Source organism: Collinsella aerofaciens (assembly GCF_015552075.1).
GTDB lineage: Bacteria > Actinomycetota > Coriobacteriia > Coriobacteriales > Coriobacteriaceae > Collinsella > Collinsella aerofaciens_Y.
In genome coordinates this window covers 1-12,856 of the sequence record NZ_JADNDZ010000006.1, presented here as the reverse complement: position 1 = coordinate 12,856, position 12,856 = coordinate 1, and the positions used below count along the sequence as shown (strand labels likewise).

At 60.1% G+C, this 12,856-nt stretch carries 12 protein-coding genes; 11 read left to right on the top strand and 1 reads right to left on the bottom strand.

The genetic code is table 11. The features are described from left to right. Positions 1-293 precede the first annotated feature (293 nt). Positions 294-1,304 (top strand): LacI family DNA-binding transcriptional regulator, encoded by a 1,011-nt coding sequence (locus tag I2D41_RS00305; RefSeq protein WP_161160624.1) that lies wholly within the window; start codon positions 294-296, stop codon positions 1,302-1,304. Here the strand turns inward: I2D41_RS00305 and I2D41_RS00300 are convergent. Beyond that, positions 1,301-2,296: a LacI family DNA-binding transcriptional regulator gene (locus I2D41_RS00300; RefSeq protein ID WP_195363163.1), complete on the bottom strand. Its 996-nt coding sequence runs from the start codon at positions 2,294-2,296 to the stop codon at positions 1,301-1,303. The genes I2D41_RS00305 and I2D41_RS00300 overlap by 4 nt on opposite strands. 152 nt (positions 2,297-2,448) lie before the next feature. Here I2D41_RS00300 and I2D41_RS00295 point away from each other — a divergent pair, with 152 nt between their 5' ends. The 10 genes from I2D41_RS00295 to I2D41_RS00255 all read left to right on the top strand — a co-directional run bounded on the left by I2D41_RS00295 (position 2,449) and on the right by I2D41_RS00255 (position 12,765). After that, positions 2,449-3,921: an alpha/beta hydrolase domain-containing protein gene (locus tag I2D41_RS00295; protein WP_195363162.1), complete on the top strand. Its 1,473-nt coding sequence runs from the start codon at positions 2,449-2,451 to the stop codon at positions 3,919-3,921. A 34-nt stretch (positions 3,922-3,955) separates the two neighbouring features. After that, positions 3,956-4,090: a DUF5060 domain-containing protein gene (locus I2D41_RS09970; protein WP_267471588.1), complete on the top strand. Its 135-nt coding sequence runs from the start codon at positions 3,956-3,958 to the stop codon at positions 4,088-4,090. Beyond that, positions 4,057-5,571, top strand: coding sequence for an apiosidase-like domain-containing protein (locus I2D41_RS00290; RefSeq protein ID WP_267471587.1), 1,515 nt, complete (start codon positions 4,057-4,059; stop codon positions 5,569-5,571). Before I2D41_RS09970 ends, I2D41_RS00290 begins: the two co-directional genes overlap by 34 nt. A gap of 83 nt (positions 5,572-5,654) precedes the next feature. Further along, on the top strand, positions 5,655-6,938 hold the full coding sequence (locus I2D41_RS00285; protein WP_195363161.1) for a PTS sugar transporter subunit IIC: 1,284 nt from the start codon (positions 5,655-5,657) through the stop codon (positions 6,936-6,938). 90 nt (positions 6,939-7,028) lie between these two features. Then, the gene (locus tag I2D41_RS00280) at positions 7,029-7,331 is read left to right on the top strand and encodes a PTS sugar transporter subunit IIB (protein ID WP_195363160.1); all 303 of its coding nucleotides are present in this window, start codon (positions 7,029-7,031) and stop codon (positions 7,329-7,331) included. Between the two features lie 2 nt (positions 7,332-7,333). Continuing rightward, positions 7,334-7,651 carry a PTS lactose/cellobiose transporter subunit IIA gene (locus I2D41_RS00275; protein ID WP_195363159.1) on the top strand — a complete coding sequence of 106 codons (318 nt, stop codon included), beginning with the start codon at positions 7,334-7,336 and terminating at the stop codon, positions 7,649-7,651. A gap of 281 nt (positions 7,652-7,932) precedes the next feature. Further along, the gene (locus I2D41_RS00270) at positions 7,933-9,333 is read left to right on the top strand and encodes an L-fucose/L-arabinose isomerase family protein (RefSeq protein ID WP_195363158.1); all 1,401 of its coding nucleotides are present in this window, start codon (positions 7,933-7,935) and stop codon (positions 9,331-9,333) included. 2 nt (positions 9,334-9,335) lie between these two features. Beyond that, positions 9,336-10,172, top strand: a complete 837-nt coding sequence (locus I2D41_RS00265) for a transketolase (protein WP_199588805.1) — start codon at positions 9,336-9,338, stop codon at positions 10,170-10,172. Then, positions 10,165-11,103 carry a transketolase family protein gene (locus tag I2D41_RS00260; protein ID WP_195363157.1) on the top strand — a complete coding sequence of 313 codons (939 nt, stop codon included), beginning with the start codon at positions 10,165-10,167 and terminating at the stop codon, positions 11,101-11,103. Before I2D41_RS00265 ends, I2D41_RS00260 begins: the two co-directional genes overlap by 8 nt. 171 nt (positions 11,104-11,274) lie before the next feature. After that, complete coding sequence (locus I2D41_RS00255) at positions 11,275-12,765, top strand: FGGY family carbohydrate kinase (protein ID WP_195363156.1); 1,491 nt, start codon at positions 11,275-11,277, stop codon at positions 12,763-12,765. Positions 12,766-12,856 lie beyond the last annotated feature (91 nt).

Sequence of the window (12,856 nt, the reverse complement as noted above, 5' to 3'; positions counted from 1 at the left end):
ATATGGCACCGTGGGGACACATGTATGTCAATCCTGGTCTAACAGAGCCTTTTTTAATCCCCGTCCCAGAAAAATCATCCGGTGGCAAAAGCACTCAAAAGAGCCCTGTCCCAGATTAGCTACCGAGTAAATGCGCCCGTTGGGGGAATAGTTGTGCCGCTTCGCTTGACAACAGGCTAAACTAGCTAATAAACATTTACTATTCTGTTTAGATTGAATTTGCGGTCGTTTAGTTGCCGAGCCACGGGCGGTCAAGCCACGATGCTCGGCCGCGACCGTTGCTAGGGGGAACGATGGCTAAAGCAAGCGTCCGCGAGATCAGCCGCATTACCGGCTTCTCGCCCGCAACCGTGTCCAACGCACTCAACCGCAAGCGCAGCGTGAGCGAGGAGACCGCCAAGGTCATCCTGGAGTGTGCGCAGTCGCTCGGCTACCAGCAGTCGACGCAGCTCGAGAGCATCCAGTTTGTGCTCGCGCGCAAGACGGGTGCCATCCTGGACGAGAGCACCTTCCACCCTGCGGTCATCGAGGGCGTGGAGCGCCAAGCACGCCGCCACGGCATGAGTACGAGCTTTGTCTCGCTCGACTTTAGCGACCTGGACGCCGTGCGCCCGCAGGTCGAGGGCCTTATCGCCGATCCGTCAGCCGCTATCGTGCTGATGGGTACCGAGCTGGGCGAGGAGGACTACGCCCTGTTTGCCAACGCTGCTGCCCACCTGATCGTGCTCGATGGCTGGAGCGATCGCCAGTACTTCGATGCCGTGGTCATCGCCAATACCGATTCGGTGCTGCGCGCCGTTGACCATCTTATCGAGAAAGGTCACAAGCAGATTGGCTATCTAGCGGGCGACCTGCGTATCCGCAACTTTAAGGACCGTGAGCGCGGCTACCGTCAAGCGCTTGAGGATGCGGGCCTTGAGCCCAATCCGGCATGGCATGTCACCCTGGGTACCACACTCGAGGGCGCTTATCACGACATGGGTGCCTGGCTCGACACCGTCTCGCGCGACGACCTGCCGACGGCCTTCTTTGCCGAAAACGACGTACTCGCCGTTGGTGCCATGCGTGCCCTCAACGAGCATGGCGTGCGCGTGCCCGACGATGTGTCGATGATCGGCTTCGACGACCTGTCCGTGGGCGCCTTCTCCAACCCGCCACTCACCACGGTGCATGTTCCCAAGCACGAGGTGGGCGAGATCGCGGTGCGCCGTCTGGTGGGCAACATCCGCAATCCCAAGAGCTATACCTGCAAAACGGCCGTCTCGACCTATTTTGTCGAGCGCCAGAGCGTGCGCGAGCTCTAGGCAGAACGGCGCTTGATGAGCGATGCCCCCAGCTCGATCTTGAGCGGGTGGTGCTCGGCCTCGTCGATAACCTCGACGAGGCGCCGTGCGGCGACGGCGCCCATATACTCCGAAGGAACATTGAGCGTGGTCAGTTGTGGCTGCACGTAGGTTCCGCCGGCGTTGTTGTCGAAGCCGACGATGCGTACGTCATCGGGCACGCGATAACCACGCTCGATAAAGGCTTTCATGGCCCCAATAGCTATATCGTCAAAGACAGCGACGTAGTTTTGGGCGAGGGGTTCGCCCGAATCAATAATGTCGAGCATGTCGGCGTATGCCTCGTCTGGAGCGACGGCGAGTTCGTGGATGATGCCGCACTTTTCCGAGCCCGATAGCTGACCGATGGCGTGTTCGTAGGCGAAGCGTCGTTCGGTGAAGTTGCTCACGGTAACGGGCGTCGTTAACAGCCCGGGGACAGATCCATACTTCGAATGCAGGTACTGCACGGCTAGCATCATGCTGGCGGCGTTGTCGATCTTGACCGTATCGACCCCAGCGCTCATGCATGAGTCCAACAGCAGCAGAGGGCAGTCCAGCGATGCAAACGGCATAAAATCCGATTCGAACATCTCAGTTGCAAGGATGATGACACCATCATATTGCGCTTCGGCGATGTCGGCGATCTGTTGCTGAGTGTTTTCGAACGGTGAGTAGTTCACCAGCGAAAACGAGAATCCCGCGTGTCTAAGAGCGCCCTCGACTCCGGCGAGCATATCGGCGAAGAAGGGGCGCGCAAAGATGCGGCGCCGGTTAAAGGCAACCAAGGCAACGGTTCCGCTCTTTTGGCGCTCGAACTTAATCTTGCTAAAGTCGTAACCTAGAGCTTCGGCGGTGCTAAGTACCAGCTGCCGTGTTTTTTCGCTTACGCCGCGTCGATTGTTAAGTGCAAGGGAAACGGCCGCTGCCGAAATTCCCAGCTGGTCAGCGATTTGTTTTGCAGTAACGGCCATGGTGTTTCCTAACGTTTGTGAACTTACCATGAGCTTAACACCAGGCTGTTTATTAAGCTAAATATTTAGTAATTAAACTTAAGAATCAATAGAAGTTAAGTAGCGCCCACAGTAGAGTTTGTCTCAGCAAACGCAACAACAAGGGGGACGAGATGATCAGCGGTATTTTCCAAATGCCCATTACGGATGAGAGTTATCCGTTTTCGAGCGCCGAGCGCTACTGTCATCTGAGCGCAAAGGATTACGTCGAGCGCGAGTATCGCGTTGACGGTACCGCCAACGTGTATCGCACCGCCGACGAAGACGGCGGCGTGGAGGTCATGACTGCCGACGCTCCTTATTCCAATCGGATCGTTGTTCGTGCTCCGAAAGATCCGGCGCAAGCGAGTGGCAATGTGGTCGTGGAGATCATCAATCCCACATCGTTTATGGAAATCGAGCGCATGTGGATTCTGGGTCACGGCGAGTTTGTGCGCTCTGGCGATATCTATGTGGGCATTACCAGCAAGCCCAACACCATCGCTAAGCTCAAGGAATTCAATCCCGATCGCTATGCCTTCATGAGCTGGGCAAACCCAACTCCCGAGCGGCCCTTTGACTTTGATCCGGAACAGCTCGTACGCGACGGCGCGCTTCCCGACATGGACATCTCTTACGAGACTGGCCTGTTTTGGGACATGTTGACCGATCTTGCGTGGCTCTTGCGCGGAGACTCCGACCTTAACCCGATCCGCGACTATCCTCGCCAGGCAATTTGCCTTACAGGATGGTCTCAGTCCGGCGCCTATCTGTTCCGCTACCTTAACAGTTTTGCCTATCGCGAGGAGGTGCGCCGTGACGGCCGCGTGTTTGACGGATATCTGTCTGGCGGCGGCATCCATTCGATGTGCATTCCCGTCAACCAGTATGAATGCTGCCGGGAATACGCACACCATCTACTGCGTGTGGAGCACGTCGAGGAGCCGTTTATCGCCCTTCAGACCGAAAGCGAGAACGGTCGCTTTGAGAGTTGGCGCACGCTTATGCCCGATAGCGACGATCCCGATTTTAAGTACCGGCTGTACGAGGTGACGGGTGCTTCCCACGATACGCAGTGGAGTTACGTCGACTATTACCAAGACGACGAGGATCTCAAGCGTATCGACCATCTGCCGGTGTATGTCGGTAAGCATGCCGAGGCAAACGCCTATCCGTCGCAGTATCTGTTCCATGCTGCATTCCGCAATCTGTTCCGCTGGGTCCGTACGGGTGCGGCTCCGGCAACCTGTCCACGCATTGAGCTGGACGCGAGCGGCGAGAACGTAAAGGATGCCCTGGGAAATACCAAGGGCGGACTTCGCACCTGCCTGCTCGAGCATCCGTTTGCCCGCTACTCCAACACGAGCTTGGTGGAGCCGGGGCAGGGCACGGTCGATAAGACGAGCGATAAGGACGGGCTGTTTGGCCACATGGAGTCGTTCTCGGCATCGATGCTCAAAGAGCTGTACGGGTCGCTCGAAAACCATCGCGCTCTGTGTGAACGCGATACGGCGATCGAGGTGTCACAAGGCTTTATTTGTGCCGAGGATGCCCAAGCGATCGTTGACTTTGCCATGGCATCCGCTCGTGAGCGAGGACTGAACTAGCAGGACTAAGACCGGAGAGGGGTCTGCAATGGATATGACGTTGAATCAAGCCGCTGTTGCCGAGATTTGGCGCCCGGTTGTACTGACGTTTGAGAGCGCCTGTTCGTTCGATAACCCGTTTTTAGACGTTGAGATTTGGGCGGAGTTCACCGGCCCGAGTGGCACGTAATTCGCCGCGAGGCCTACTGGGATGGTGGGCGTACCTACTGCGTGTCGTTTGCCCCGACCGAGCTGGGTGCCTGGAACTATGTTATCGAGGCTCCCGAGCAGACCGGTCTTAATGGCTGCACGGGCCGCGTCGAGGCCGTGCCGTACGCGGGCGACCTCGATCTGTATCGCCACGGTTTTATCCGCGTTGCGGACAATCCGCACGTGTTTGCCTATGCGGATGGCACGCCGTTCTTTTGGCTGGGCGATACTCATTGGGAGTTTGCCTATCGCGAGAGCTGGGACAAGTCAAACCACTCCGGCATGACGAGCCAGTTCCGCGGCATGGTCGACCTGCGCGTTGAGCAGGGCTTTACCGTCTATCAGACCAACCTGCGCTCTGACATGGGCGCGCGTGACCGCTATTGGATTGACGGTGGCATGGCCAAGGGCGCGGAGGATCTGCCCAATGTGGCGTTCTACCAGCAGGAGCTCGACCGCCGCATGGCCTATATCGCCGATGCCGGCTTGGTCAACGCGCTTGGGCAGGCATGGGCGTTTTCCATTCGCGGCGAGCACGGTGTGGAGCACCAAAAGCATCTTGCCCGCTATCTGGTGGCGCGCTATGGCGCATACCCCATGGTGTGGACACTTGCCGGCGAGGTCGCCGGGTATGGCAAAGAAGACCGAGCCGCTTTGATCGACGGTTGGCGCGAGGTTGCCCTGGAGATCGAGGCTCGCGACGGCTATGGCCACCTGGCGACGGCACACTATACCAACGAGCGACCTTTTGCCGACTACTACCAGGACGAGTCCTGGATGGACTTTACGCTTAATCAGGCCGGTCACGGCGATTACCTGATCAAGGCGAGTGACTACTTTGACTATCTGTCAGCTCATGACGACAAGCCCTTCGTTGAGGGCGAGGCGCTCTACGAGTTTTGCTCGACGCTCGAGGAGATGGGTACGCGCCTGTGCACCGCAGACATGCTGCGCCGTGTGGCGTATATCTGCATGCAGGCCGGCGGCGCCGGCTATACCTACGGAGCCCAGGGAATCTGGGACAACGTGTGGGAAAGCCCTGAGGAGCTCGACCCCTTTATGGCGATCTTCAACCGCTTTGGCATTACTTGGGCCCAGGCGGTAGACGGAGAAGGTGCGGTCCAGATGGGCTACATGCGCTCCTTCTACGAAGACAATCACTTCTGGGAGCTCGCTCCCTACGAAACGACCGATGCGGGCAACCTGTTTGCCAACAAGGCTCCGCTGGCAACCGCCAACCAGGACCTTTCGCGCATCGTCGCGTACTTTGGCGATACCGTGCGCCAAAAGCTTGCTATCGAGGGCGTGCCGACGGGCGCTGCCTATGCAAGCCGATGGTTTAACCCTCGCACGGGCGCATACCGTGACGGCGAGGACGCCCTTGCCGTCGCGGGCAGCATCATTCTGCCTGACAAACCCGGGGTTGGGGATTGGCTCCTCGTCCTCGAGCTCAAGGCGTAACCATATTTCCATTGGTCATAGGCGGGAAAGAGTCGGCCGCAATTTCCCGTTTGACAGCTAGATGAATCGTTTAGAGAGGATCAGTGAACACAAAAATGAGCGTTCTCGATTCGATGCAGGGCTTCCTCGAGAAGCACGTGGGCCCCATTGCCCACAAAGTGAGTAGCTTTAAGGTCGTAAAGGGCCTTATGTCCGGCATGATGGCGACCATGCCCGTTACGCTGGGCGTGGCGCTGCTCTCCATTATCAACGGGCTGCCGATCCCGCCGTTGCAGGCGTTCCTTACCAGCACCGGCATGTCGGCGACGATTACAGACGTACTGGTCGTTACCATGAACCTCGGCGCCATCTACATGTGCGCCTCGGTCTCGTACTCCTACGGCAAGGTGCTCGAGAACAAAGGCCTTACGTCGACGGTTGCGGCTATTGGCGTTTTGCTCCTGCTGATTCCTCTTGGCCATGCCGAGGACGGCTCGACGTTTATCGCGACCCGTTATCTGGGCAGCTCGGGTCTGTTCGTTGCGCTGCTCGTGGCGTTGATCGTGCCGAAGGCGCTTAACTTCCTTATGAAGCACATCGCCATTCCCATGCCCGATTCCGTCCCTCAGTTCGTTAACGATTCGCTATCCCCGATGTTCTGCGCCATCGTTATCTTCACCACGGCCGCGCTGCTTAAGTGGGGTATGGGCCTGACGAGCTATGGCGATGTCTTCAATCTCATCAACTCCACCGTCGCGGTGCCCGTTATGTTCCTTGGCTCGAGCCCGTGGGCAGTTGTCGCTTACTTTGTGCTGTGCAATCTGCTGTTCTTCTTTGGTATTCACCCCAGTGTCCTGATGGGCGTGTACATGCCGGTCATCCAGGCCTGTGGTCTTGCCAACATCGAGGCATACCTTGCCGGTGAGCCGCTTCCGTATCTGGCGTTCATCGTGCTGTTCTCCGTGGGCTCTGTTGACGCCTTAGGTATGGAGCTTGCGCTGCTCACGGCTAAGTCCGAGCGCTACAAGACGCTTTCCAAGGTTGCTTTGGTTCCCGCCATCTTCAACATCTCCGAGCCCATTATCTTTGGTACGCCCATTGCTATGAACCCCTATATGTTCATCCCCTACATCCTGCTCAAACCGGTCGCATGCGCCGTTGCCGCCATTGGTCTGCTGCTGGGATTTGGCAACGCGTTTAATCCGACGATCAGTATGCCGTTTGTAGTGCCGCTGCCCATCACCGACTTCTTTGTCGGTGGTCTCGGCCTGGTCGCCATCGTCTGTATTGCGATTCTCGCCGTTGCCCTGCTGTTCATCCCGTTTGTCAAGATGGCCGACAAGGAGGCCCTCGAGGCCGAGGCCGCTGCAAAGGCTTCTGCCGAGTAAGACATTGGCTATAAGTTCGCAGGCTCGGTCGATTACGTTGATCTTCGAATCATATAGGTCCCTGTGAGGGGTTACAGGAAAGGAACTGCAATGAAAAACATCGTTCTTATGTGCGCTGGCGGCATGTCCACGAGCATCATCATGAAGAACATCAAGAAGGCCGCCGACGCCGAGGGCTTGGAGTGCGAGGTCTCCGCTCACGCCGTCAACGAGGCTGCCACCATTGGCCGCAATGCCGACTGCATTCTGCTTGGGCCGCAGGTTGGCTATGCCAAGGATGAGGTCTGCGCCGCATGCCCCGAGGTTCCGGTCGGCGTAATTCCCATGACTACCTACGGCATGATGGACGGCGTCAAGGCTCTGGCTCAGGCCAAGGAACTGATGGGGCTGTAAGTATGACGGCGGAAGAGATTCAGCTTCAGAGTTTTCAGATCATTGCAGGTGTCGGTTGCGCGCGCAGCTGCTATATCGATGCGATTCATCTAGCTCGTGACGGCAAGTTCGAAGAGGCCGAGGCAAAGATCACGGAAGGCCAGCAGCACTATGCCGAGGGCCACGCTGCCCATGCTGGCCTTGTCCAGCAGACTGCCGCCGGCGAGGACCTGAGCATCGATCTTTTGGTCGTCCATGCCGAGGATCAGCTGATGAGCGCCGAGGGCTTTGGCATCCTTGCCAAGGAGTTCGTGGACGTCTATCGCAAGATGGGCGCGTAACCACGGACTTTGCTGCCGGCTTATCACCGTGGGTGGTGTACTCGCGGTAACAGGGCGGTGTTGATCCGTTTACATACATGTGCGGATTGAGAGGGTCCTTCGGGGCCCTCTTTTTGTTCCCCTTGTATGTTCAGTTTGTTTACATACCGTTTAGGCTGATTTCTCTACCGTTTACGGGTATTTCGCGTTAAACTTCTAAACAGAAGAGTAAAACATTTAGTAAACAGAACAAAACGAAACATGCGTCTGTTTACTGAACATGTGACTAGGGGAGGACGTACATGGATAAGATCAAGCTCGGTTTTGTGCCCACGCGCCGCAGTATCTTTAGCGCGCCGGACGCGATCAAGTATCGCGGCTTGACGGCTGATCGCCTGCGCGAGATCGGCGTCGACATCGTGGACATCGACGACATTAATGACGAGGGCCTGCTGTTTGACGACAGCCATATCGAGCCTATCGTCAAGAAGTTCCGCGCCGAGGGCGTCGACGGCATCATGCTGTGCCACGCCAACTTTGGCACCGAGTACGTTTGCGCCCGCCTTGCCCGCGAGCTCGGTCTGCCTGTGCTGCTGTGGGGCCCGCGCGACGAGCGCCCCGAGCCCGATGGCACCCGCCTGCGCGATAGCCAGTGCGGCCTGTTCGCCACCGGCAAGGTTCTGCGCCGCTTCCAGGTTCCCTTTACCTATATGACCAACTGCCGCCTGACCGATCCCGAGTTCGAGCGCGGCGTCTGGGACTTTTTGGCCGTGTGCAACGTGGTCAAGACCTTCAAGCACACGCGCATCCTGCAGATGGCGACCCGTCCGTTCGACTTCTGGTCCACCATGTGCAACGAGGGCGAGCTGCTCGAGAAGTTCAATATTCAGCTTTCGCCCATCCCCATGACCGAACTTGTTCAGGCTGTGCACGACGCTCAGAGCGACGAGCAGGCCATGGCCGCCATGCTCGACCACATTCGCCGCAGCTTTGAGATCTGCATCCCCGAGGACAAGGTCCCCGCGGTCGCAGGGCTCGCCATCGCTATGAAGCGCCTGGTCGAGAAGTACGGCTGCAACGCCGGCGCCATCCAGTGCTGGAACGCCCTGCAGGACGAGCTGGGCATTATGCCCTGCGCCGCCAACGCCATCCTCAACGAGATGGGTATCCCCGTCGTCTGCGAGACCGATATCCACGGCGCAATCACCGCGCTGATGGTCGAGGCCGCCGACCTGGGCCGTCACCGCGGCATGTTCGCCGACTGGACCGTGCGCCATCCCGATAACGAGAACGGCGAGCTGCTGCAGCACTGCGGCCCCTGGCCCTGCAGCTGCGCGGCCGTCAAGCCCAAGCTCACCTACCCGCTGGCTTTCGACCACCCCGGCGCGCTGACGGCCGAGGCCAAGCACGGCGATCTCACCCTTGCCCGCTTTGACGGCGACAACGGCGAGTATTCGCTGCTGCTGGGCAACGCCCGCGGCATCGACGGCCCGGTCGGCATGGGCACCTACCTGTGGGTCGAGGTCGAAAACCTCAAGCGCCTCGAGGCCAAGATCGTCGAGGGCCCCTACATCCACCACTGCGTCGCTATTCACGCCAACGTGGTGCCGGTGCTCTACGAGGCCTGCAAGTACATTGGCATCCAGCCCGACCTGTACGACCCCATCGAAGAAGACGTCAAAGCCTACCTGCGAGGAGAGTAGAAATGGCAACTATCGAAGAGCTTGAGTCCCTGCGCTGGGACCTTCGCCGTGATTGCGTCGATATCATCATGGCTGGCGCCGGCGGCCATATTGGCGGCGACATGTCGGTGATCGACGCCCTCATGACACTCTACGCCAACCACCTTAACATTTCGCCCGAGACCGTCGACGATCCCAACCGCGACCGCTTTGTGCTCTCCAAGGGCCACGCCATGGAGGCCTACTACGCGGTGCTGTGCCACGAGGGCTATCTGGACCTCGACGACGTCAAGGCCCGCTTCTCCAAGTTCGGCAGCCCCTACATCGGCCACCCCAACAACAAGCTCAAGGGCATCGAGATGAACTCCGGTTCGCTGGGCCATGGCCTGCCCGTGGCCGTCGGCATGGCGCTTGCAGGCAAGATGGACGGCCGCGACTACCGCGTCTACACCATCATGGGCGACGGCGAGCTTGCCGAGGGCTCGGTCTGGGAAGGTGCCATGAGCGGCGGCAACTACCAGCTCGATAACCTGTGCGCGCTCGTGGACCGCAACCGCCTGCAGATCAGCGGCAGCACCGAGGACGTCATGAAGCAGGATTCGCAGGAGGAGCGCTGGGCCGCCTTCGGCTGGAACGTGCTCTCCATTCCGGGCAACGACGTCCAGGCCATCGACGCTGCGCTGACGCTTGCGGCCGAGACCAGCGGAAAGCCCACGGTCATCATCCTCAACACGGTGAAGGGCTATGGCTCGCCCGTTATGGAGGACAAGGCCGCCTGGCATCATCACCTGCCCAACGATGAGGAATATGCCCAGATCATCGCCGATTTCGCTGCCCATAAGGAGGCCATCAATGGCTAACAAGATCGCCAACCGCAAGGTTATCTGCGACACGCTGCTCGAGGCCGCCGAGACCGATAAGGACATCGTCGTCCTGTGCTCCGACTCCCGCGGCTCCGCATCGCTCACGCCGTTCTTCGATCAGTACCCCCAGCAGTCCGTCGAGGTCGGCATCGCCGAGCAGGACCTGGTGAGTATCGCCGCCGGCATGGCTTCGTGCGGCAAGAAGGCCTGGGCCGCCTCGCCGGCGTCCTTTGTGACCACGCGCTCGTATGAGCAGTGCAAGGTCGACGTCTCGTACTCCAACACCAACGTCAAGCTCATCGGCATCTCGGGCGGCGTGTCCTACGGCGCCCTGGGTATGAGCCACCACTCCGCACAGGACATCGCCGCCATGAGCGCGATCCCCAACATGCGCGTGTATCTGCCGAGCGACCGCTTCCAGACCGCCGAGCTCGTGCGCGCCTTGGTCGCCGACAACAAGCCGGCCTACATCCGCGTGGGCCGCAACCCGGTCGAGGACGTGTACGCCGAGGATGAGTGCCCGTTCCAGATGGACCGCGCTACCTGGGTGCGCCGCGGCACCGATGTGACGATCGTCGCCACCGGCGAGATGGTCCGCCACGCCGTGGACGCCGCCGACCTGCTGGCCGAGCGGGGTATTTCGGCAACGGTGCTCGACATGTACTGCGTCAAGCCGCTCGACGCCGAGGCCGTGATCGAGGCCGCCAGTGCCACGCGCGCCGTCGTGACCGTCGAGGAGCACAGCCCCTTCGGTGGCCTGGGTTCCATGGTCGCGCAGGTCGTGGGCGAGCATTGCCCGCGTCCGGTCAAGTGCCTGAGCCTGCCCGACGCGCCGGTCATTACCGGCACCTCGCCCGAGGTCTTTGCGCACTACGGCCTCACCGGCGAAGGCATTGCCAAGACGGTCGCCGACTTCCTCGGCAACTAGTAGAAACAGACGCTGCGCGGCCGCCAAGCACCGCACCTTGCCGTTCAAACCGTCGCTTGCGTACACAAAGTACGCGGCGCTCCTCTTTCACGGCAATCTGCGGCACTTGGCGGCCGCTCGCTCCTTGTCCGCCGGGCTGTCTTTGCTTTGGCGGAAGGAATGGGAGAGTACATGAGCAACTACATCATCGGAATCGATCAGTCCACGCAGGGCACCAAGGCGCTGCTGGTGGACGAGGGCGGCCATCTGATTCATCGTGCCGACCGCTCGCATCACCAGATTGTCAATGATGCCGGCTGGGTGAGCCATGATCCGGTCGAGATCGCCGCCAACGTGTTGGCCGTGGCGCGTGCCGTGGTGGAGGAGACCGGGGTCAATCCGGCCGACATTGCTGGTATTGGCATCTCCAACCAGCGCGAGACCACCGTTGCCTGGAACCGCACGACGGGCGAGCCGCTGTGCGACGCCGTGGTGTGGCAGTGTGCCCGCGCCCGCGAGCTGTGTGACGAGCTTGCGGCGCGCGAAGGCGTGGCAGAGCTGGTGCGTGACACAACGGGCCTGGTGCTCTCGCCCTACTATCCGGCGGGCAAGATGGCTTGGATTCTCGCGAACGTTCCGGCGGCTGCCGAGGCCGCGGCGTCGGGTGAGCTGTGTCTGGGCACCATCGATGCCTGGGTGGTCTGGACGCTCACGGGCGGCGCGGAGTTTCGCTGTGACTGGTCCAATGCCAGCCGCACGCAGCTCTTCGACCTGCGCCGTGGCTGCTGGAGCGAGCCGGTGTGCGAGGCCTTTGGCATCGATCCGGCCTGCCTGCCGCAGGTGACCGATTCCGACGGTCTGTTTGGCACAACGGACCTGGATGGCTTTTTGCCCGCACCCGTGCCGGTACACGGCGTGCTGGGCGACAGCCATGCGGCCCTGTTTGCGCAGGGTTGCCACAGCCGCGGCATGGCCAAAGCGACCTATGGCACCGGTAGCTCGGTCATGATGAACGTCGGCAACGAGTTTGTCGCCAGCTCGCACGGGCTTTCGAGCTCGCTTGCGTGGCGTATGGATGGCGTGACCGAGTATGTACTCGAGGGCAACGTGAGCTACGCCGGCGCCGTCAAGACCTGGCTGCGCGACGACCTGGAGCTCATCAACAACCCCGAGGAGGTCACCGACCTGTGCTACGCCGCCAACCCGGCGAGCCATGTTTACTTTGTGCCGGCGTTTACCGGCCTGGGTGCGCCGCACTGGGCAAGTGATGCCGAGGGATGCGTTTTTGGTATGACACGCACCACGGGCCGCGCGGAGTTCGTAAAGGCTGCCGACGAGTCGATCGCCTATCAGATTTTTGACGTCATTGATGCGATGGTCGAGGATTCGGGCGCGGCGCTTGCCGAGCTTCGTGTTGACGGCGGCCCCACGCGCGACGCGTACCTGATGCAGTTTGAGAGCGATTTGGTCGGCTCGCCCATCCGCATTGCGAGCAACGACGAGATGAGCGGTCTGGGCGCGGCTTGGGCCTGCGGTATCGCGCTGGGCATGTATACGCGCGACGTGGTCGACGTCTACGGTGCCCGCGGCATCGTGGAGCCTGCCATGCCCGCAGACGAGCGAGCCAAAAAGATCGCCGGCTGGCGCCATGCAGTGGCCGCGACTATCTCGTACACCGCCTAGCATGATTTTTCTGGGACGGGGATCAAATAATCATCGGGGTTGATTTCCGATCTCAGCCGAACACATTAGGCGGACAGGCCGTTCCCGCAGC

Bases quoted from the DNA above. Each gene is read 5' to 3' on its own strand.
- I2D41_RS00280 (WP_195363160.1), top strand. From the start codon at position 7,029: ATGAAAAACATCGTTCTTATGTGCGCTGGCGGCATGTCCACGAGCATC.
- I2D41_RS00275 (WP_195363159.1), top strand. From the start codon at position 7,334: ATGACGGCGGAAGAGATTCAGCTTCAGAGTTTTCAGATCATTGCAGGT.
- I2D41_RS00300 (WP_195363163.1), bottom strand. From the start codon at position 2,296: ATGGCCGTTACTGCAAAACAAATCGCTGACCAGCTGGGAATTTCGGCA.
- I2D41_RS00255 (WP_195363156.1), top strand. From the start codon at position 11,275: ATGAGCAACTACATCATCGGAATCGATCAGTCCACGCAGGGCACCAAG.
- I2D41_RS00260 (WP_195363157.1), top strand. From the start codon at position 10,165: ATGGCTAACAAGATCGCCAACCGCAAGGTTATCTGCGACACGCTGCTC.
- I2D41_RS00265 (WP_199588805.1), top strand. From the start codon at position 9,336: ATGGCAACTATCGAAGAGCTTGAGTCCCTGCGCTGGGACCTTCGCCGT.
- I2D41_RS00270 (WP_195363158.1), top strand. From the start codon at position 7,933: ATGGATAAGATCAAGCTCGGTTTTGTGCCCACGCGCCGCAGTATCTTT.
- I2D41_RS09970 (WP_267471588.1), top strand. From the start codon at position 3,956: ATGACGTTGAATCAAGCCGCTGTTGCCGAGATTTGGCGCCCGGTTGTA.
- I2D41_RS00295 (WP_195363162.1), top strand. From the start codon at position 2,449: ATGATCAGCGGTATTTTCCAAATGCCCATTACGGATGAGAGTTATCCG.
- I2D41_RS00305 (WP_161160624.1), top strand. From the start codon at position 294: ATGGCTAAAGCAAGCGTCCGCGAGATCAGCCGCATTACCGGCTTCTCG.